14 protein-coding genes are annotated in these 21,054 nt (G+C 37.6%); 5 read left to right on the top strand and 9 right to left on the bottom strand.

Annotated elements, in window-relative coordinates:
* Positions 1-75: 75 nt before the first annotated feature.
* Both ABN080_RS00915 and rlmKL read right to left on the bottom strand, forming a co-directional pair.
* Positions 76-2,007 carry an ABC transporter ATP-binding protein gene (locus tag ABN080_RS00915; protein WP_349440132.1) on the bottom strand — a complete coding sequence of 644 codons (1,932 nt, stop codon included), beginning with the start codon at positions 2,005-2,007 and terminating at the stop codon, positions 76-78.
* A gap of 6 nt (positions 2,008-2,013) precedes the next feature.
* On the bottom strand, positions 2,014-4,128 hold the full coding sequence (gene rlmKL, locus ABN080_RS00910) for a bifunctional 23S rRNA (guanine(2069)-N(7))-methyltransferase RlmK/23S rRNA (guanine(2445)-N(2))-methyltransferase RlmL (RefSeq protein ID WP_196553329.1): 2,115 nt from the start codon (positions 4,126-4,128) through the stop codon (positions 2,014-2,016).
* A gap of 107 nt (positions 4,129-4,235) precedes the next feature.
* Here rlmKL and ABN080_RS00905 point away from each other — a divergent pair, with 107 nt between their 5' ends.
* Positions 4,236-5,360 (top strand): YcbX family protein, encoded by a 1,125-nt coding sequence (locus tag ABN080_RS00905; RefSeq protein WP_196553330.1) that lies wholly within the window; start codon positions 4,236-4,238, stop codon positions 5,358-5,360.
* A 267-nt stretch (positions 5,361-5,627) separates the two neighbouring features.
* On the opposite strand, the gene ABN080_RS00900 is transcribed toward ABN080_RS00905, so the two are convergent.
* The 3 genes from ABN080_RS00900 to pepN form a co-directional block, all read right to left on the bottom strand.
* Positions 5,628-6,179 carry a cell division protein ZapC gene (locus ABN080_RS00900; protein ID WP_196553331.1) on the bottom strand — a complete coding sequence of 184 codons (552 nt, stop codon included), beginning with the start codon at positions 6,177-6,179 and terminating at the stop codon, positions 5,628-5,630.
* 218 nt (positions 6,180-6,397) lie between these two features.
* Positions 6,398-7,408, bottom strand: coding sequence for a quinone-dependent dihydroorotate dehydrogenase (gene pyrD / locus ABN080_RS00895; protein WP_036912193.1), 1,011 nt, complete (start codon positions 7,406-7,408; stop codon positions 6,398-6,400).
* A 204-nt stretch (positions 7,409-7,612) separates the two neighbouring features.
* The gene (gene pepN, locus ABN080_RS00890; RefSeq protein WP_349440131.1) at positions 7,613-10,228 is read right to left on the bottom strand and encodes an aminopeptidase N; all 2,616 of its coding nucleotides are present in this window, start codon (positions 10,226-10,228) and stop codon (positions 7,613-7,615) included.
* Positions 10,229-10,568: 340 nt separating this feature from the next.
* Here pepN and pncB point away from each other — a divergent pair, with 340 nt between their 5' ends.
* The 4 genes from pncB to ABN080_RS00870 all read left to right on the top strand — a co-directional run bounded on the left by pncB (position 10,569) and on the right by ABN080_RS00870 (position 16,497).
* Positions 10,569-11,783, top strand: a complete 1,215-nt coding sequence (gene pncB / locus ABN080_RS00885) for a nicotinate phosphoribosyltransferase (protein ID WP_166539552.1) — start codon at positions 10,569-10,571, stop codon at positions 11,781-11,783.
* Between the two features lie 257 nt (positions 11,784-12,040).
* Positions 12,041-13,441: an asparagine--tRNA ligase gene (gene asnS / locus ABN080_RS00880; RefSeq protein WP_349440129.1), complete on the top strand. Its 1,401-nt coding sequence runs from the start codon at positions 12,041-12,043 to the stop codon at positions 13,439-13,441.
* Between the two features lie 340 nt (positions 13,442-13,781).
* Complete coding sequence (locus ABN080_RS00875) at positions 13,782-14,894, top strand: porin (RefSeq protein WP_349440128.1); 1,113 nt, start codon at positions 13,782-13,784, stop codon at positions 14,892-14,894.
* 412 nt (positions 14,895-15,306) lie between these two features.
* Positions 15,307-16,497, top strand: coding sequence for an amino acid aminotransferase (locus tag ABN080_RS00870; RefSeq protein ID WP_072069660.1), 1,191 nt, complete (start codon positions 15,307-15,309; stop codon positions 16,495-16,497).
* Positions 16,498-16,652: 155 nt separating this feature from the next.
* Here the strand turns inward: ABN080_RS00870 and ABN080_RS00865 are convergent, their stop codons facing one another.
* The 4 genes from ABN080_RS00865 to aphA form a co-directional block, all read right to left on the bottom strand.
* A complete protein-coding gene (locus ABN080_RS00865) occupies positions 16,653-17,303 on the bottom strand; it encodes an MBL fold metallo-hydrolase (protein WP_072069661.1) in 651 nt (216 codons plus the stop codon).
* Between the two features lie 37 nt (positions 17,304-17,340).
* Positions 17,341-17,889, bottom strand: a complete 549-nt coding sequence (mepK, locus tag ABN080_RS00860) for a peptidoglycan L,D-endopeptidase MepK (protein WP_072069662.1) — start codon at positions 17,887-17,889, stop codon at positions 17,341-17,343.
* A 327-nt stretch (positions 17,890-18,216) separates the two neighbouring features.
* Complete coding sequence (ldtD, locus tag ABN080_RS00855; protein ID WP_349440127.1) at positions 18,217-19,944, bottom strand: L,D-transpeptidase; 1,728 nt, start codon at positions 19,942-19,944, stop codon at positions 18,217-18,219.
* 354 nt (positions 19,945-20,298) lie between these two features.
* The gene (gene aphA, locus ABN080_RS00850) at positions 20,299-21,012 is read right to left on the bottom strand and encodes an acid phosphatase AphA (RefSeq protein ID WP_072069664.1); all 714 of its coding nucleotides are present in this window, start codon (positions 21,010-21,012) and stop codon (positions 20,299-20,301) included.
* Positions 21,013-21,054 lie beyond the last annotated feature (42 nt).

Genomic DNA, 21,054 nt, shown 5'->3' with positions numbered 1-21,054 from the left:
TTTTTTAATGATCAATAAAAGAATATTTAATCCAGAAAGTGAAACGGGGCAAATGCCCCGTTTTCGGCTGGCGATTTATTCACCGCTTTGCATCAGTTCTAACTCTTGCCATCGATCAAAAGCGGTTTCAAGCTCTTGTTCTTTATCCGCAAGTGTTTTCAAGACTTTTTCAGTTTCCTCATGGGGACGAGTAAAGAAGTCTGGGGCACTTACTTCTTCTTGTAAGGCACTTAACTGTGTTTCTAAACTTTCTAGTTTAGCAGGCAATTGTTCAAGTTCACGCGCTAAATGATAACTTAACTTATTGCCACTACGGGTGTTCTTTTTAGCGCTATCTTTAGTTTTAGCTTCTTTTTCAGCTTTTTCTGGTGCATTACGTGATTTATTTTGTTCACTTCTCAGTGAAACTGTTTGTGCTCTTTGTTGCTGAGCGTCGTAATAACCACCTACATAACTATTAATAACGCCATCACCTTCAAAGATCCAACATTCCGTGACACTATTATCAACGAATTCACGGTCATGGCTAACCAGTAAAACAGTGCCTTGATACGCATCCACGAGTTCTTCTAATAACTCTAATGTTTCAACATCAAGATCATTGGTTGGTTCATCGAGAATAAGTAGATTGCTTGGTTTTAAAAACAAACGAGCCAGTAATAAACGATTTCTTTCACCACCTGAAAGTGCCCGAACCGGTGTCATTGCACGCTTAGGTGGAAATAAAAAGTCTTGTAAATAACCTAATACATGACGAGGGCGGCCATTGACCATTACTTCTTGCTTACCTTCAGCAAGGTTATCCATCACAGTTTTATCTGGATCAAGAGTGGCACGATGTTGATCGAAATAAGCCACTTCAAGTTTAGTACCACAATGCACTCGACCACTGTCAGCTTTTAAATCACCTAACATCAGTTTTAACAATGTAGTTTTACCGCAACCATTTGGTCCCACCAGCGCAATTTTATCGCCACGTTGTACTTTGGCAGAAAAATCGCGAACTAACTTGCGGGTTCCAATACTATAATTAACATCTTCTAACTCAAATACGATTTTACCAGAACGAGTTGCTTCTTCGACTTGCATACGCGCACTGCCTAACACATCACGGCGTTCACTACGTTCAACACGCAATGCTTTTAGAGCACGTACACGACCTTCGTTACGAGTACGTCGTGCTTTAATCCCTTGTCGTATCCACGCTTCTTCTTGCGCTAATTTGCGATCAAATTCTGCATTTTGTTGCTCTTCAACACGTAATGCTTCTTCTTTGCTCTCAAGATATTTATCGTAATTTCCCGGCCATGAAGAAAGTTTGCCTCGATCAAGATCGATAATACGGGTTGCCATATTTCGAATAAAGGAACGGTCATGGGAAATAAATACGATGCTTCCTTGGAAATCTTTTAAAAATTTCTCAAGCCAAAGGATCGTTTCAATATCAAGGTGGTTTGTTGGTTCATCTAAAAACAACACTCTTGGTGCGCTAACTAATGCACGCCCTAATGCCGCTTTTCTTAACCAACCCCCCGATAAAGAAGAAAGCTCAGCTTCACCATCTAAACCAAGTTTCTCTAGCACTTCTGCAATTCGGCTATCAAGTAACCATAAGTTACGACTATCGAGTACTTCTTGCAGCTCTGCCATTTTATTGAGATTTTTATCAGAAGGATCTGTCTCAATCAATTTAGAAATATGATGATAATCCGTTAGATATTTAGCATCCTCTTCAACACCTTCAGCAACAAAATCAAAGATAGTGCCTTCAATATCTCTTGGGGGATCTTGCTGTAAGCGAGCAGTTACAAGATCTTGCTCATAAACAACTTGACCATCATCTAAAGGTTGTTCTTTTGATAACACTCTTAATAGTGTTGATTTTCCGGCACCATTACGACCAACTAAACAAACGCGTTCATTTTCTTCAATAAATAAATCGGTGCTATCTAATAGAGGAGCATCACTGAAAGATAAATAAGCCCCTGTCAAACTAATTAACGGCATTGTAAATTATTCCTCACCAGCATGAGTTAACAGCCAGCAATTGTGGATTTGGCGGTTACGCGCAAAGTCTTGCGATAATGTTTTCTGTGTTATCTCTTTTGCGGATAATCCTATTTTTGCTAACTCTTCATGTTCCATTTTGAACCCACGTTTGTTATTTGAGAACATGATCGTGCCACCTTTTCTCAACAAACGCTTTAGATGTTTCATCAATTCAATATGATCACGTTGAACATCAAAGGTATTTTCCATACGCTTTGAGTTAGAAAACGTAGGTGGATCGATAAAAATCACATCAAATTGTTCATTACTTTGCATTAACCATTGTAAACAGTCAGCCTGCATTAAACGATGTTGTCTACCTGATAGGCCATTTGCTTGGAAGTTTTTCTCCGCCCATTCAAGATAAGTGCGTGACATATCGACTGTCGTCGTACTTTTTGCACCACCAATCCCAGCATGTACAGATGCAGTACCGGTATAAGCAAAGAGGTTTAAGAAATCTTTTCCTTTGCTCATTTCACCCAGCATTTTTCGTGCAATACGGTGATCTAAAAACAGCCCTGTATCGAGGTAATCCGTAAGATTTACCCAAAATTTTGCACCAAATTCATTAACTAAAAAGAAATCACCCTTCTCTGCCATTTTTTCATACTGTAATTTACCTTTTTGGCGTTGGCGGGTTTTTAAAATCAGTTGATCAGAACGTAATGCTAATACTTCCATCGTAGCGCTAATAACATCAAACAAACGTTGGCGAGCTTTATGTTCATTAATAGTTTTAGGTGGTGCATATTCTTGAATAACGACTTTTTCGCCATAACGGTCTACGGCAACATTATATTCAGGTAAATCAGCATCGTATAAGCGATAGCATTCAATTTGCTGTTGTTTTGCCCATTTCGCGAGTTTTTTCTCATTTTTACGCAAACGGTTTGCAAAATCTTCAGCAAGCCCAGTGTTAATTGTTGATGGGGTATCAGAAAGTAAATAGTTTTTCTGTACGCAATCAAGAGGGCCATTTTTTGCTTTGAACTCGCGTTCTGCACGTAATTGAATACAACTCAATAACTCAGGTGATGCACTAAATAATGATAATCGCCAACCTGGGAAGTGTGCCTTTATAGCTCTTCCTAATTGACTATGCAGTGCAATTAGTGCTGGCTCACTTTCTAAACGCTCACCATAAGGCGGGTTACTGATAATTGTTCCTTTTATTTCTGCTGACACAGGATTAGTCAGTTTTGCCGCATCACCATGAGCAAAAGTAATTAAATCAGCAACATCAGCTCTACGCGCATTAGCTCTTGCCATATCCAACACGCGTTTATCAACATCAAAACCATAAAAACGAGCAGTGGTATTCTTTTTACCTTCACGAAAACGAGCAAAAGCCTCATGAGTGACTTCTTTCCATAATGCTTCATCATGGCCTAACCAATGACGAAAGCCCCAATGAACTCGATTTAATGCTGGAGCGCAGTCTGTCGCCATCATAGCAGCTTCAATTAATAATGTTCCTGAGCCACACATTGGATCAATTAATGGTGTATCGGTTTTCCAACCAGAACGCATAATGATCGCAGCCGCTAAATTTTCTTTTAAAGGTGCTTGCCCAGTTAAATCACGATAACCTCGTTGATGTAAGCCATCACCACTTAAGTCTAAAGAGAGTGATGCTTTTTCTTTATGAAGATGGATCGTTAAGCGGATATCAGGAGATTGTTTAGCTACATCAGGACGTTGCCCTATTTTGCGTTGAAATGAGTCAACGATGGCATCTTTTGCTTTTAATGCACCATATTGGCTATTACGAATAATGTCATTAGTACCATTAAAATGGATAGCAAAGGTCTGATTAACAGTAAAAATCTCACTCCAATCAATTGCCTGCACACCAAGATATAAGTCTAGATCACTATACACATTGAATTCATTTAACGGCAGCATAATACGTGACGCTAAACGACTCCAAAGCAAAGACTGATACATGGTTTTATCATCTGCACGAAAATAAACACCGCCTTGGGTTATCTGGCAAGCCTGAGCACCAAGGTGTTCAAGTTCAGATTTTAATAGTTCTTCCAGACCTCGGCCTGTGCTGGCAAACAGAGAGCGCATAGTATTGTTACCACCTAAAATAAAATTGTTGGGCATTATAGCTAATTGTATTACGTTGTCATAAAGTTACTGGCTATAAAAAATAATAATGTCTTTTGGGAGCACCGATGATCAACGTTTCACGCCTTTATATACACCCAGTTAAATCAATGAAGGGAATTCGCCTTTCTCATGCATTTGCTCGTGAGAGCGGATTCACGTTTGATCGTGATTTTATGATAACTACCCCTGAAGGGACTTTTATCACGGCACGAAAATTTCCCGTTTTGCTGTGTTTTATTCCCACTGTCATGGCAAATGGTATTTATATTCAAGCACCTGATGGTGAGGGTATTGCTATCACTTATCAAGATTTTGAGACCACATTGCAACCGACAGAAGTTTGGGGCAACCATTTTACCGCGTATGTGGCTCCAGATGAAATAAATCAGTGGTTCAGTCGTTATTTAAATATGGATGTTCAACTTCGTTGGACTGGCGAAAAATCGACACGTCGAGTGAAAAAAAATCCGGAAACCTCTGTTTCTTTTGCTGATGGTTACCCTTACTTATTAATTAATGAAGCCTCATTTCAATACTTACAACAGCGTTGCCCCGCTTCAATTAATATTGAGCAATTTCGAGGTAATATCCTCATAACAGGTGCAAAGCCTTTTGAAGAAGATACTTGGCAGACTATTCGTGTTGGCTCTGTTGTGATGGATCTGATGAAACCTTGTAGCCGTTGCATCATGACTACAATTAGTATTGATAAAGGCGTTAAACATCCTAACACAGAACCACTTGCAACACTGCAAACATTCCGTAGTGATGAAACAGGTGATGTCGATTTTGGTCAAAATGTCATCATTCGTCAAACTGGCATTATTCGTGTGGGGGATACTGTTGAGGTATTAGCTTATAAAAAAGCGAAACAGTATCTTGTAACAGCTCCTATTGAAACACAATCAGTACCTATTGTTGAAAACACACAAGAACAGACTGTCAGTATTGAATTTAACGGTGAAGTTTTTGAAGGTAATAATCAAGAAGTACTATTAGAGCAACTTGAGAATAATGGCTATACCATTCCTTATAGTTGTCGAGCTGGTCTTTGTGGCTCTTGTCTAATTCAATTAGATGAAGGTGATGTTAACGCATTAAAAGCAGGAGCCATTAAACGTGCAGGTAAAATTTTAGCATGCAGTTGCATACCTAAAAGTAATGTAAAACTTTCACTTAACAAAAAATAACACTTATCTTTATCACAAATTAAAAGAAGGTAATTTGCCCTTATCTTCTTTTTTTATTTTAAATAAAACAGTTTATTTAATAAGAATTATCTCATTAAGACCTGAATAATGAATTATCGATGAACTCATTTTATTTGTTTCTAAAAGTGTATTATAAGAAAAGGATAATAGAGATTTGGTTTTAGGAAGTGTTGTTTAAGGTAAATTTTTTTGGATGTTAAATTAATGAGTAATAATAAAAAGAGTAAGTCCTTTTTACTCTTTTTGTTAAATAACTTTTTCGTACAAAAATGATCCTGACTCCGATTCTTTATGGTAATTGCTTAACCTGTCATTCATAATTTTTATTGGGTCACAAAAATTAAGTGTTCTATCGAATAACGTTAATTGAGGTTGCGCTAATAAGCATAAACAAGCTTGAGTACCCACTTCTGCCACTAAAAAAAGAGCTTTTTCATTACCTTCTTTTAATGAAGCCCCTACCACTTGCGATAAATAAGGGTTGGTTGGATTATTGTTAACTTCAAAATACCAACTCTTGGGCATCAGTGGCTTTAAAAAGCGATGGGCTATTAATGCATTTAAAGCTAATTCAGCTCTTGATTCTGATGGCATATCAATTTGGCGGATCTGCTCATCGTATCCATAATAAAGAGCTGCATCATCGACGGTAAAAGATGCTGATTGGCAAGCACTCTCACTTAGCATTTTGCTTGGAAAGCGAGAACGAAAAACCATGCCATTGGCTAAATCAAGCATTAATCTTTGTTGCTCAACATCAAAATACCAACGCCAGCGATCATCGGGTTTTATTATCACTAATTAATCCCCCTTCGATTCATTACCTGTTTTATACTCTGAAAAATAATCAAAATTAAATGACATAAATAAAATATTTAATATCACCTAACAAAAACAGGATTCATTTTACTATTAATTAAGCACAATCAGTGCAATTTAATAAAAAATAACCAACTAGGGGCAATATAAACGAGTTAAGGGCAGAAGAAAAGCCCTTAACTCATTATTAAATGTATTTATATGTGATTAATTATGGATTTGATAAGTGCAGGACCTTGATAAATGAATCCTGAATAGACCTGAATAAGAGAAGCACCCGCATCCATTTTTTCTCTGGCTGCTGTTAATGAATCAATTCCACCTACACCAATAATAGGTAATGCGCCTTTTAATTCTTCATTTAATTGGCGAATTATTTGTGTGCTTTTTGATTGTACAGGGCGACCACTTAATCCCCCAGCTTCATTACAATGATCTAATCCACTGACTAATGACTTATCTAATGTGGTATTTGTCGCAATAACACCATCAATATGATGACGCACTAAGCTATCTGCAACTTGAATTAATTCTTCATGTGTTAAATCAGGTGCAATTTTGACGGCAACAGGAACATATTTTTGATATTTTCCTTGCAACTCTAATTGTTTATTTTTAATTGCAGATAACAAATCGTCTAATGCTTCGCCATATTGCAGTGTACGCAAGCCCGGGGTATTTGGGGATGAAATATTAATCGCGATATAACCAGCATGTGCATAAACTTTTTCCATACAAATCAGATAATCGTCTTTGCCTTGCTCTACAGGAGTATCTTTATTTTTACCAATATTAATACCTAGCACACCGCCATAACGAGATTGTTTTACATTTTCAATAAGGTTATCAACACCGAGATTATTAAATCCCATACGGTTAATTAACCCTTCAGCTTCCACTAACCGAAACAAACGCGGTTTATCATTTCCCACTTGAGGGCGTGGTGTCACTGTGCCGACTTCAATAAAACCAAATCCCATAGCACCAAGGGCATCTATACAATCACCGTTCTTATCAAGACCAGCTGCAAGACCAAGTGGATTTTTAAATGAGAGTCCCATACAGGAAACAGGTTTTGAAGGAAGTGATTGCTGAATAAGAAATTGAAATGGGGAATGAGATAAACGTTTTAACTGACGGAAGGTAAAATCATGGGCACGTTCAGGATCTAGCCGAAACAATGCCTTCCTTACTAAGGAATAATACATACGATCTCCATTGAGAATATCGGGTATTAGGAATGATATGTCTACGACGATTTAAGCGTCGAGCATAATATAGATAAAAGCATGAAAAGTAAACGCTCTAATTTCACAATTTGCCATAAAAAATCCCCAGGCTATGCTGGGGATCTGATTATCATGCTAATTTTTCGCTACTTATTCACTTATAAAGTGATATTAAGCACGATATTAATCAGCTAACGCTTTGGTAATTTTCTCATAGAGATCACCAGATAAATTCTCAAGTGCTTTCAGTTTTAATAACTCTGCACGCATTTTTTCTTGGCGTGTTGCATCATAGCGTTTTAAACGAATAAAAGGTTCAATAAGGCGTGAAGCAACCTGTGGGTTACGGCTATTTAAGTCAGTCAGAATTTCTGTCAATAGTAAGTAACCTGAACCATCTTCAGCATGGAAAGCGACTGGATTATTATTTACAAATGCGCCAATTAATGCACGAGTACGGTTAGGGTTTGCTAGTGTAAATGAGCGATGAGATAACAAACTACGTACTTTTTGTAACACATCTTTTGCTGGGCTCATGGCTTGCAAGCTAAACCATTTGTCCATCACTAATCCATCTTGATACCATTTATCATCGAACTCTTGTAATAGCACATCTTTACAAGGTAACTGCGCCATTACAGCAGCATGAAGCGCCGCAAGAGCATCAGTCATGTTATCGCTGTTGTGATATTGTGCATCAACAAGTTTGTTACCTGTTTGCTCATTTTCAACCGCTAAATAACCTAAGCAAACATTACGTAAATCACGTTTTGCAATATCTTCATGATTAACACGATAAGCGTCAATATGCATAGAATGGTAAACAGCAGAGAATTCATCTGCCATTTCAGTTGCTAGTGTTTTACGAATAAAACCAAGTACCTCATGAATAGCTATTGGATCGATAATGCTAAATGACTCACCCGCTTCAACATCTGTTGGTAATGTCAGAATAAGTGCTGCTAATGCAGGATCGATATCTTTATCCAGCAATACTGCGCGGAAAGCATCAATTACCATTTCAGGAAGAATGCAGTTTTCACCCTTTTGCACCCGAGTAACATTTTCTTTTATATAGCGCCCCAACAATGATTGTGCCGCATCCCAACGTGAAAATGCATTACGAGCATATTTCATTAAAAAGGACAATTGTTCATCCGTAAATGGATAATCAAGTTTTACAGGTGCAGAGAACTCACGTAATAAAGAGGGAATTGGCTGTTCTGGAACGTCATCAAATACAAATTGTTGTTCTTCACGGACGACATTTAATACATTAGAAATCGCCTGACCTTGTGAACGCAGAGGGATCACATTGCCTTTATGATCATACAATTCAATATCTAATGGAATATGTAGTACTTGTTTTTCTGCTTGATCAGCTGTTGGTGGTGTCATTTGACCAACAGTTAAAGTGTATTGTTTTTTATTCACATCATAGCTGTCACGCACTGTCAGTTGTGGTGTACCTGATTGACTATACCAACGACGGAATAAAGTAAGATCAACATTAGAAGCATCTTCCATCGCTTGAATAAAATCGTCACAGGTTGCAGCACTACCATCGTGACGATGAATATACATTTGAATGCCCGCTTGGAATTGCTCTTCACCTAATAATGTATGGATCATTCTGATCACTTCTGAACCTTTTTCATATACTGTTAAAGTATAGAAGTTGTTCATTTCGATCACACTATCAGGACGAATTGGATGTGCCATTGGGCTTGCATCTTCTGCGAACTGAGCAGTACGCATTACTCGTACATTGTTGATCCGATTAACGGAACGAGAGCCTAAATCTGAACTGAATTCTTGGTCACGGAAAACCGTTAAGCCTTCTTTTAGGCTTAGTTGGAACCAATCACGACAAGTAATGCGGTTACCTGTCCAGTTATGGAAATATTCATGACCAATAACAGACTCAATGCCTAAGTAATCTTTGTCAGTTGCCGTTTCACTTTTCGCTAGTACATATTTAGAGTTAAAGACATTCAGCCCTTTATTCTCCATTGCACCCATATTAAAGAAATCAACAGCAACTATCATATAGATATCAAGATCGTATTCTAAATTAAAGCGAGATTGATCCCATGCCATCGCATTTTTTAATGATGTCATTGCCCAATCTGCACGATCTAAATTACCTTTATCAACAAAAAGCTCTAAAGCAACTTCACGACCGCTTTTGGTGATAAAAGTATCTCGTAGTACATCAAAATCACCTGCAACAACCGCAAATAAGTAACTTGGTTTTGGATGTGGATCTTCCCATGTTACCCAATGACGTCCATCTTCAAGTTCACCTTGTGCGATGCGGTTACCATTAGATAATAAATAAGGATACTGTTTTTTATCTGCGGTGATTGTCGTGGTGTAACGAGCTAGCACATCAGGTCTATCTAAATAATAAGTAATATGGCGAAAACCTTCAGCTTCGCATTGTGTACACAATGCATCACCTGACACATACAGTCCTTCTAATGCTGTATTGGCTGATGGATTAATTTCATTGATAATTTTTAATGTAAATTGCTCTGGTAATTGTTCAATGATGAGTTTGCCGTTTTCTTCTTTATAGTGTGTCCAAGCAACATCATTAACTGAAATTGATTTTAATGTTAAATCTTCACCATCTAATACTAATACCGTCGCATTTGAGTTTAGACGTTTACATTGACTGATTGCTGTAACCTGAGTGCTTTCTTTATCTAAGATAAAATCAAGATGTAAATCGGTGATTGTGTAGTCAGGGGCACGATAATCTTTGCGAAATTTCGCGATTCTTTGTTGTGTCATAGAAAAAACCTTTTAGTTAACACGACTATTTAACGGTTATATTGCCAAAGCTTACTCGTCAAAAATCTGTTTAGCCAGTCGAATATTCAATTGAAAACATTAAAAGTCAACGGAATGTTAATAGTTTATTAATACATGTAATCAATTTATTTGGTAAATGATGCTAATATACTCCCAAATTATGTTTAACGTGGTAAACTCATCTAAGTTTTACAGCTTGTTTTTATGTTGCAGAGAAATATTGTTGAATAGTGACGCTTTGTCGCCATATTCGGGTATACTCTCCAACCTTAACGATTTAGCAGACATAAAAACGCTCCGTGAGGATGCTTGACGCGCTATGATTTTAGACGCTACACCGATTATTACATCACTGTTGGATACCGATGCATACAAGCTCCACATGCAGCAAGCGGTTTACCATCATTATAGTGATATTCCTGTCGTTGCTGAGTTCCGTTGTCGGAGTGATGAACGTCTAGGTGAATATGCAACAACCTTACGCCATCAAGTTAATATGATGGCAGACTTGTCATTAACGAATGAAGAATTTGACTATCTTCAGAGTCTCCCTTTTTTCAAAAATGACTATCTGCAATGGTTTAAGCATTTCCGTTTTAAACCAGAACAAGTCCATATTTCAACGACACCTGAAAACCAACTTACCATTAAAATCACAGGCCCTTGGCGTGAAGTTATTTTATGGGAAGTACCTTTGTTGGCTCTAGTGAGTGAAATTGTACATCGTGCTCGTTCACCTCAAATCACACCAGATGACGCAGTTAATCAATTACGTAAATTAATTGATATTTTCTACCGTGATGCCGCTGAGCAGCAGATTGACTTAGCTGATTTTAAATTGATGGATTTTGGTACTCGTCGCCGTTTTTCTTATGATGTGCAGTGCGCCATTGTGGATGAGCTGAAAAATCATTTCCCTTATCTTATTGGTACAAGTAACTATCATTTAGCAGAACGCATGCAATTAGCCCCTGTGGGTACACAAGCTCATGAGTGGTTTCAGGCACATCAGCAAATTAGCCCGGAGCTGGCCAATAGTCAGCGCGCAGCTTTACAATCTTGGTTAGATGAATACCCCGATCAATTAGGTATTGCATTAACAGACTGTATTACGATGGATGCTTTTTTGCGTGATTTTGATAAGGCCTTCGCAGAGAGTTATCAAGGTTTACGCCACGACTCTGGTGATCCTATTGAATGGGGTGAAAAAGCGATTGCGCATTATGAGAAACTGGGCATCGACCCAATGAGTAAAGTATTAGTCTTTTCTGATAGCCTCGATTTTCAAAAGGCGTTAGTACTTTATAAACATTTCCATAAACGTATTCGTTTAATCTTTGGTATTGGTACTCGGCTCACCTGTAACATTCCAGAAATAACACCACTTAATATTGTCATTAAGCTGGTGGAGTGTAATGGTAAGCCAGTTGCTAAATTATCAGATAGTCCAGGTAAAACGATTTGCGAAGACGATGATTTTGTTGACAAGCTACGCAAAGCCTTTGATGTTCCACTTGTCAAACAAGCCTGTTAATTAGCCAAAAATCTTTATTAATAAAAGAAAGGGTAATAATTACCCTTTCTTTTGTCATAACTCCTACTTTTATCAATATTTCTCCTATTTTTGCCAATTTATTTTATACAAAAGCTTTTCTCTTCTTTATTGACTCTTTAAACTAAAATTTCCTACTTGTTTCCTGCGCTATTGCAAGTAACATAGAAAAACTGTCCGACAGGGGCAGAGTGAATTAACCAAACAATTATTTTAATTAAACGAAGAGAGATTTATTTATGATCGTTGCGCCTGTAGTCGACGTACTGCAAGGCCGTATCGCGGTTGGCGAAGACGTCACCGTTCGCGGTTGGGTACGTACAAGAAGAGATTCAAAAGCTGGTATCTCATTTCTTACCGTCTATGACGGTTCCTGCTTTAATCCAGTACAGGCCATCATTAATAATAATTTACCGAATTATCAAGATGAAGTGCTGCACTTAACCACAGGTTGTTCTGTGGAAGTCACCGGTAAAATTGTTGAATCTCCGGGCCAGGGACAGAACTTTGAAATTCACGCCACCAATGTTGTTGTGGTAGGAATGGTCGATGATCCGGAAACTTATCCGATGGCCGCCAAACGTCATAGTATTGAGTACCTGCGTGAAGTTGCTCACCTTCGTCCTCGTACTAACTTAATTGGTGCAGTTGCTCGTGTTCGCCACACATTAGCACAAGCACTACATCGTTTCTTCGATGAACAAGGCTTCTTCTGGGTTTCTACGCCACTAATTACAGCGGCTGATACAGAAGGTGCTGGTGAAATGTTCCGTGTCTCTACACTTGATATGAACAATCTGCCACGTACAGATAAAGGCGAAGTTGATTTCAGTGAAGACTTTTTTGGCCGTGAAGCGTTTTTAACCGTATCAGGTCAATTAAATGGTGAGACTTATGCCTCTGCATTAAGCAAAGTGTATACTTTCGGCCCAACATTCCGTGCTGAAAACTCAAATACCAGTCGTCACCTTGCTGAATTCTGGATGGTTGAGCCTGAAGTGGCATTTGCTGATCTTAGCGATATCGCAGCACTTGCTGAAAAAATGCTGAAATACACCTTTGCAGCCGTATTAGCAGAGCGTAAAGATGATATGGAATTCTTTGCACAACGTGTCGATAAAGACGCTATCACACGCTTAGAGAATTTTATCACCTCTGATTTTGCTCAAATTGATTATACCGATGCAGTTACTGTGCTTGAAAACTGTGGTGAGAAATTTGAAAACCCAGTTTATTGGGGTGTTGACCTCTCTTCTGAGCATGAGCGTTATCTTGCAGAGAAACACTTTAAAGCACCTGTGGTTGTGAAAAACTACCCGAAAGATATCAAAGCATTCTATATGCGTATGAACGAAGACGGTAAAACAGTTGCAGCAATGGATGTATTAGCACCAGGAATTGGTGAGATCATTGGTGGTTCTCAGCGTGAAGAGCGTTTAGATATGTTTGATAAACGTTTAGAAGAAATGGGAATGAATAAAGAAGACTACTGGTGGTATCGCGACCTACGTCGTTATGGCACAGTGCCTCATTCAGGTTTCGGTTTAGGTTTTGAACGTTTAGTTGCTTATGTGACCGGTGTCGCAAACGTTCGTGAAGTTATTCCGTTCCCTCGCACACCAAGAAATGCAGATTTTTAATTTAGTGATTAATTAGTATTCAGTTAAAATTTTGTAGTGCTGTTTTATTGTACAGATTTAGCTTAAGTAAAGAAGCCAACCGCAAGGTTGGCTTTTTTTATGCATGGCTGTTATTTGATTCAAAAGTTCCCCGAAATACACACTTTGAAATACATAGTTACAATTTGTTACACTTTTTTCGTTTTTGTAGCAAATTGGGGGTAGATAAAATTTTTTACCAATGGAACACTGTCACCCGACACAGACGACACTTAACTCTCATAAATAGTTCCATAAAAATTAAGAAACTATTTCTGGCAGTGGCAAAGGTGTCTGAATAACACCAATGAGGGTAATAATAATGATGAAGCGCAATCTTCTTGCAGTGGTAATCCCAGCTTTAATGTTTGCTGGTGCAGCAAACGCAGCTGAAATGTATAACAAAGACGGCAACAAAGTAGACATCTACGGTAAAGTTGACGTTCGTCATTACTTCGCAGATTCTGATTCTAAGAGTGATCACGAAAGCGGTGACGCTTCACGTGCACGTATCGGTTTCAAAGGCGAAACTCAAATCAATAAAGATTTAGTTGGTTTCGGTCGTTTTGAGTATGAAATCAAAACTAACACTACTGAAAGCGAAAACTCATCTAAAACTCGTTTTGCTTACGCTGGTTTTAAATTTGCTGACTACGGTTCATTAGACTATGGTCGTAACTACGGTGTAATTTACGACACCAACGCATGGACAGACGTTCTGCCTTTATGGGGCGGTGACTCAATGTCTCAGTCTGACGTTTACATGACTGGCCGTACTACTGGTGTTTTAACTTATCGTAACACTGATATGTTCGGTTACGTTGATGGCCTGAACTTTGCTCTGCAATATCAAGGCAAAAACAACGAAAACACTAACAACAGCAGCAAACGTGTTGACACAGCTAAAGCGAATGGCGACGGTTTCGGTTTCTCTACAGCTTATAACTTAGGCTGGGGCGTAACACTGGGTGGTGGTTACTCTAACTCTGCTCGTACTAACTGGCAGGAACACCACAGTTCTGCTACTGGTAAAAATGCAGAAGCATGGAACTTCGGTGGTAAATTCGCAGCTAACAACGTTTACTTAGCAGCTATGTACGGTGAAAGCCGTAACATGAACTACTACGGTTCAGATGCTCTGATCGCTAACAAAACTCAAAACATCGAGTTAACTGCACAGTATGACTTCGTTGACTTAGGTCTGAAACCATCTTTAGGTTATGTACAATCTAAAGGTAAAGACTTAGGTGCTGCTCAAGGCAACGATCAAGATTTAGTTAAATATATCTCTGTAGGTTCTTTCTACAAATTTAACAAAAACATGACTGCAGTTGTTGATTATAAAATCAACCTGTTAGATGAAAATGACTTCACTAAAACTTACGGCGTTGCAACTGATAACGTAGTTGGTTTAGGTCTGACTTATCAGTTCTAATTACCCTTATAGGTAATTAAACAGTCAAGTTAATTGATTTGAAAAGCAACACTTCGGTGTTGCTTTTTTATTTGTTCAATTTAACCATCACTCTCTCCTCCCTACTTGCTTATTTTTTACCTAAACCAATCACACCCAACTAGCTTATTGAATACAATAAATCCCCTTACTTCTCTTTTTTAAAATCATAAAAGTTTATCATACTAAACAATTATGACTTTTCAGTGATTATTTTTACATGTTAATGTAATCACAGGATATTCACTTATTTACATCTTGATTTGCTATTTATTCTCACTTAGTTCACAACTTCTTGTTAATTTCTCTACAAACAGTTGGCAAAAAGTCCTCATAGCGTTACTCTTGATACTCATATTTCGGCTTCGTTTTGAGCTTAGGGAACAATTACACTATGTTTGAGAAAATCATTGCTGCACCAGCCGATCCTATTCTGGGTTTAGCTGATAGTTTCCGTTCTGATCCTCGTGAAAACAAAATTAATTTAGGGATTGGTGTTTACAAGGATGAAACAGGCAAAACTCCTGTTTTAACCACTGTTAAAAAAGCAGAAAAATACCTGTTAGAAAACGAAACCACTAAAAATTACCTTCCTATTAGCGGTATTCCTGAATTTGGTAATGTGACCCAAGCACTTTTGTTTGGTGAACAACACCCTATCATCACTGAAAAACGCGCACGCACAGCACAAGCCCCTGGTGGTACAGGAGCTTTACGTATTGCTGCAGATTTTATTGCTCAACAAACCACTGCAAAACGCGTCTGGATAAGTAATCCAACTTGGCCTAACCATAATAATATTTTCCAAACTGCAGGTCTTGAGATCTGTAATTATGATTATTATGATGCAGAAAATCGCGGGTTAGATTTTGACGGTATGTTAGCAAGTCTTGCAAATGCTCAAGCTGGTGACGTTGTCTTATTCCATGGTTGCTGCCATAACCCAAGTGGTATTGATCCAACAGAAGAACAATGGCGCCAACTAGCGACACTATCCGCAGAAAAAGGCTGGTTACCTGTTTTTGACTTTGCATACCAAGGTTTTGCTCGTGGTCTTGAAGAAGATGCACAAGGCTTACGCCTCTTTGCAGAAAAAAATCCTGAGCTTATTGTTGCAAGTTCATATTCTAAAAACTTCGGCCTTTACAATGAACGTGTAGGTGCATGCACCATTGTCACCAAAGACAGCGATACTGCTGAAAAAGCCTTTAGCCAAGCAAAAGCAATTATTCGTGCCAACTACTCAAATCCACCAGCACACGGTGCTTCAGTAGTAACAACCATTCTTTCTAACCCTGAGTTAAAAGAAGAATGGATTGAAGAGCTAACAACTATGCGCGAACGTATTCAGCGTATGCGTCAACTGTTAGTGACGACACTGCAAGAAAAAGGTGCTAAGCAAGACTTTAGCTTTATTATTGACCAAAATGGGATGTTCTCATTTAGTGGTTTAAATAAAGAACAAGTTGAGCGTTTACGCGCTGAATACGGTATTTATATTGTAGGATCAGGCCGTATTAACGTAGCTGGTTTAACCCTTGAAAATATGGTTCCACTATGTGAAGCCATTGTTGCTGTGCTTTAATTGCCTTCTAAAGCGTAATTAAGATAAATGCCACTTTATTTAATAATGTGGCATTTATATTTAGAATCAAAGAAATATAAATCTCATTTCTTACTGATAAAAAAGCGCTTTATAATAAAGTGCTTTCATATTTATTCACTTATATCAGCGCACTATTACCAAATTGGCATTTCATCTTGTAAAAACGGATTGTATTGGCGCTCATGGCCTAAGTTAGACATAGGTCCATGTCCCGGAATAAACAGATAATCATCACCTAAAGGTAAGACTTTATTTTTGATTGATGCAATAAGATCAGCATGGTTTCCGCGTGGAAAATCGGTACGACCAATACTTTCTTTAAATAACACATCACCCATTGAAATAAGTTTATTCTGGTGATTAACAAAAATAATATGTCCTGGTGTATGACCAGGGCAATGTAAAACAGATAACGAAATTGTTTTACCTATTGTCACGGTATCACCCTCATTTAACCAACTATCTGGTGTAAATGATTTTCCACAAGGAAAATTAAACATACGACACTGTTGTTCTAATTCTTCAAGTAAAAAACTATCATCTTTATGAGGCCCATAAACAGGAACATTGAAATGTTCAACAATTTGAGAGGTGCCTGCAATATGATCAAAGTGTCCGTGAGTTAATAATACTTTGGTTAATGTTAATTGACGGGCTTCGATTTCCGCAATAAGCGTTTCGACATCTCCACCAGGATCAACAATTGCCGCTTCCTTCGTTTCATCACACCAAATAAGGGTGCAATTTTGCATATAGTTTGTCACAGGTACAATGTGATACATCATGAATCACTCCACTCTCTATTAACTAATTCTCAATAGATTACCATGAGCGAACTGGTCCTGTATCAATATGCACAAAATTACTTCTTGGATAATATCCAACACCACCCGCTTTCATTCTTAATGCAACTTGGCGCACTTTAGAAAGATCAGTACCAACCAAACGAAAGTCCATTGCTTGTCCACGCGTGTGATAGCTCTTTTTTGCTACTCCACTACTGCTATTACGTAGATTATTATTCGTCACTAAAGAGCGATAACCTGAAATAAGTTCAACAGGTTTATTGTTATTCAGCATCACTTGCAATAAGTAGATTTGATCAAACAAGGCGGGATCAATCGTTTTAATTTTATTTTGTCGGTAATCTCTAAATAGATGGTTTAGCTTAGCTAGCTCATGTTTATTATAACGTTTACCATCAAAAAACTCGGCTTTAATAGTTTCACCCGTATTTAAATTATTAAAGCGAAGGATTTTTGGACGAGGTGTAGCTAACGAAGCAAAAGCATGAGAAGGCAATAAACCTAATCCCACGGCCGCCATACCCAACCCCAGCCACTTACGGCGGTGTGAATCAATAATATCCATAGTATATGCACTCAAAAAATTATTTCAGGAGGAAGAACCTTTATTATGACAATATTTTTCCCGAATTGTTTCTTATGGTTTGTATAGTATTGTAAATAACACTTCGTTTTTATTTATAAGAATTTCAAATCTTATTAATTTAGTTATTTATACTAAAGACTCTTTTTATCATTCTATTTTTAATGGAAATTTTAAAAATATTTTGTAATTTATTATTCTTTTGATTTCCTTATTAAAAAAACACAGTAAATAAAATATATTATTGATTTATATATAAAAAAGGGCAGTCAATTTAGCCACCCTTTATTCAATTTATGTTTTTTTATATTACAAGTATTTCTTAATATTCTCTAAATAAGGTTGTGCATTTGAAATACTTTTGTCATAACCATAAATATCTACACGATATTGAGGCACATTCTCCTGTGCTACCCATGCTGTTTGATAATATAAATAAACTGGGATACGTTCAGGAATTGGAGCATATTGTGTTGAACCACGTTTTAACGCCGCATCAATTCTATCTTGTTTCCATCCTGCATCACCCAATAAAATTGAAGCAAGCTCAGAGGCTTTATTTACACGAATACAACCTGAACTAATTGCTCTCATATTTTTTGAAAATAGTGAATGATTTGGAGTGTCATGTAAATAAATCGCTTCTGAATTTGGCATATTAAATTTATAGCGACCTAATGAATTGGTTGGACCCGGTGCCTGCCAAATACGATAAGGAAAGTTTGCTGCACTCATATTTTGCCAATCAATATCATAAGGATTAATTGGGTAAGCATCATTTCCCCATCCAGAGTAAATGGTATATCCCTTACGGCTAAAGTAGCTAGGATCTGCTTTACCTCTAGGCACAATATCTTTACGTGTCATGCTTGTTGGCACATTCCAAGGTGGATTAACCACTACGTTGTTCAACGCACTGCTCATAATCGGTGTTTTTCTATCTGGTCTGCCTACAATCACTTTTGAATCAAGAATAAGTTCATTATTGGCATAAAAATAAAGCGAAAAATCAGGGATATTTACCCAAATTCCAGTATTACCTATGGCTGGTGTTAAGCGAAGACGTTGAATATTTAGTGCCATAATACTGGCACGTTGTTCGGGAGTTATATTCAACCACACTCGCGTTTGTCGCCCGATAATGCCATCAGGCTCTAATCCGTGAGCTGTTTGAAACACTTTAACTGCGGAAATTAAAGGAGCATCATAAACAGTTGTGGCAATTTCTTGTTCATTTTCTGCTAATTCAGGGATCAATTTTAAATGGCGTAAAATTTGTCTAAGTGCTAAGACTTCTTCAGAGGATTGATTTGGCTTTAATGATCCTGTTCCTTTCATTTCAGGCCAAACAACTGCACTATGTAATTGTTTGTGCACTTCTTCTTTCATTAAACTGTAATAAGGATGAGAAGGTGCATAAGAAATAACGAAACTGCCTAAAGTGCCATTTTGAATATTTTGTTGCAGGTCAACCACAAATTTATCTGATGGTGATGGCAAAGTTTGTGAGCCATTACGATACAGCAAAGACGCACCTGATTTATTCACTTGCTCAACAAAACTGATATAACCTAAAAATGCGTCTGATAAAATAATATCACGCCCTTCTTTTGTTAACTCCGGTGTTTCTAATTGTACTAACCATTGTCCAAATTGAGGCTGAATACCTGAAATAGCCACTTCTGCAATTTGTTCCTGTAATTGCTGTGCAATTTTTTCATCTTGCCAAATCAGTGCGAGGTTATTTGCTTGGTAGACTTTTACCAGTTGAGTTAAATATGACGGTTTATATCCTATTGGGAGCCAAGACTGTAACTTTGCTTTTGTCTCTAGCTCGGTCACTTGTGGGATATTCATTGCCACATTGGTGGATGTTAGCATCGTTTCATTAATGACAGGCATTAATGTCATAGTTTCTGTTTCGGGTGTAGATAATACAACTGATTTAGTTTCAGTCGCCATAGCATAATGCCCAGAAAGAAGTGTACCTACAACAACTGAATATGCGATTGCTCTTTTAATTGGTTGGTGCGCCATAAATCCTCTACCCTCATCCCTTATTATTATTTTGGTATCCTAGAATATTAGATGAGCTTGGAAAAGAGTTTTATAGGAATAAACTAATATTTTTAAAGTTTTATAAACCTTTGTCGGGAATTTTATTTTATCCAATCATAAAAAGACTAATTTTCTATTTTTATCTTCAATATATTATTTTATCTGGAAAAATAATCAGTGCGCAAAAAACAGACAAATAAAGTGAGCGTTTTATAGAAATTAAGAATTACAATGTACTAAATAAATAAAATTATTTAAATGGATGGTATTTTTAAATAGAAAAAAGGCGTAGTTTCCTACGCCTTACAAATAAAGGTAAACAAAGGGTAAAGATTAGTATTCTGAATTGATAACGACTTCTTCACCAAACTGACCCGCTTTAGGCAGTGGTTGGTAAGAGGAGTTAGCTGCACGCAGAATACGAATACCACGAATATTCAGTTCATCTGCTGCTGCGATATCTGCATCCGCATCACCGTAGTAAATTTTCAGTTTATGATCACGCATCCAGCTTACTTTATTATTTGCACCAGGTTGGTCACCCGCGAAAATAACAGGCTGCATTTTATCAGCAGGGATATTTAAACCCTCTTGAACATATTTGGTCACAGTCTCAGTTTTAGTTTGAGTACGACCAGTAATGAAATAAACAGTATCACCACGTTTTAAGTGCATTTGAACAAGATCGATACCGACTTGTTTAGGCATGCTGAATTTATCCCACTCGTTATTCATTTTTTCCCAGAACTCTGGGTTTTTCAGATAACTGAAATCATTTGGAGAATATTCTAGTTTACCGCGGTAAAAACCTGGACTTGAGAATAAAACAGTATCATCAATATCAAAACCAACAGCCATCGGTGCTTGACCAGCTAAGCTTTTCTCGATTTCTGCAACAGAAACCCAATTAATTGGTTGTTGTTGTGCTAATTGAGCAACAGTAACACCTGGGCTTACAACTTCTGGCATATGGACTTTTGCCATTGCCGCGCCATTTAAACTTAACGCTAAAGCAATTGCACTAAAAGCTAACGTGACTTTACGCATTTTCTTTCCTTTAATTTTTATATTAATCACATACGGGAACAA

Origin of the sequence: Proteus sp. fly-1089, assembly GCF_040138965.1 — a bacterium.
Lineage (GTDB): Bacteria > Pseudomonadota > Gammaproteobacteria > Enterobacterales > Enterobacteriaceae > Proteus > Proteus vulgaris_B.
The sequence above is the reverse complement of the archived record's forward strand: the minus strand, read 5'-3'. Positions and strand labels throughout refer to the sequence as shown.

Excerpts from the sequence above, each read along its gene's own strand:
- aphA (WP_072069664.1), bottom strand. The coding sequence starts at position 21,012 with ATGCGTAAAGTCACGTTAGCTTTTAGTGCAATTGCTTTAGCGTTAAGT.
- pncB (WP_166539552.1), top strand. The coding sequence starts at position 10,569 with ATGATTTTAGACGCTACACCGATTATTACATCACTGTTGGATACCGAT.
- rlmKL (WP_196553329.1), bottom strand. The coding sequence starts at position 4,128 with ATGCGCTCTCTGTTTGCCAGCACAGGCCGAGGTCTGGAAGAACTATTA.
- mepK (WP_072069662.1), bottom strand. The coding sequence starts at position 17,889 with ATGGATATTATTGATTCACACCGCCGTAAGTGGCTGGGGTTGGGTATG.
- ABN080_RS00915 (WP_349440132.1), bottom strand. The coding sequence starts at position 2,007 with ATGCCGTTAATTAGTTTGACAGGGGCTTATTTATCTTTCAGTGATGCT.
- pyrD (WP_036912193.1), bottom strand. The coding sequence starts at position 7,408 with ATGTATTATTCCTTAGTAAGGAAGGCATTGTTTCGGCTAGATCCTGAA.
- asnS (WP_349440129.1), top strand. The coding sequence starts at position 12,041 with ATGATCGTTGCGCCTGTAGTCGACGTACTGCAAGGCCGTATCGCGGTT.
- ABN080_RS00905 (WP_196553330.1), top strand. The coding sequence starts at position 4,236 with ATGATCAACGTTTCACGCCTTTATATACACCCAGTTAAATCAATGAAG.
- ABN080_RS00870 (WP_072069660.1), top strand. The coding sequence starts at position 15,307 with ATGTTTGAGAAAATCATTGCTGCACCAGCCGATCCTATTCTGGGTTTA.
- pepN (WP_349440131.1), bottom strand. The coding sequence starts at position 10,228 with ATGACACAACAAAGAATCGCGAAATTTCGCAAAGATTATCGTGCCCCT.
- ABN080_RS00875 (WP_349440128.1), top strand. The coding sequence starts at position 13,782 with ATGATGAAGCGCAATCTTCTTGCAGTGGTAATCCCAGCTTTAATGTTT.
- ABN080_RS00865 (WP_072069661.1), bottom strand. The coding sequence starts at position 17,303 with ATGATGTATCACATTGTACCTGTGACAAACTATATGCAAAATTGCACC.
- ldtD (WP_349440127.1), bottom strand. The coding sequence starts at position 19,944 with ATGGCGCACCAACCAATTAAAAGAGCAATCGCATATTCAGTTGTTGTA.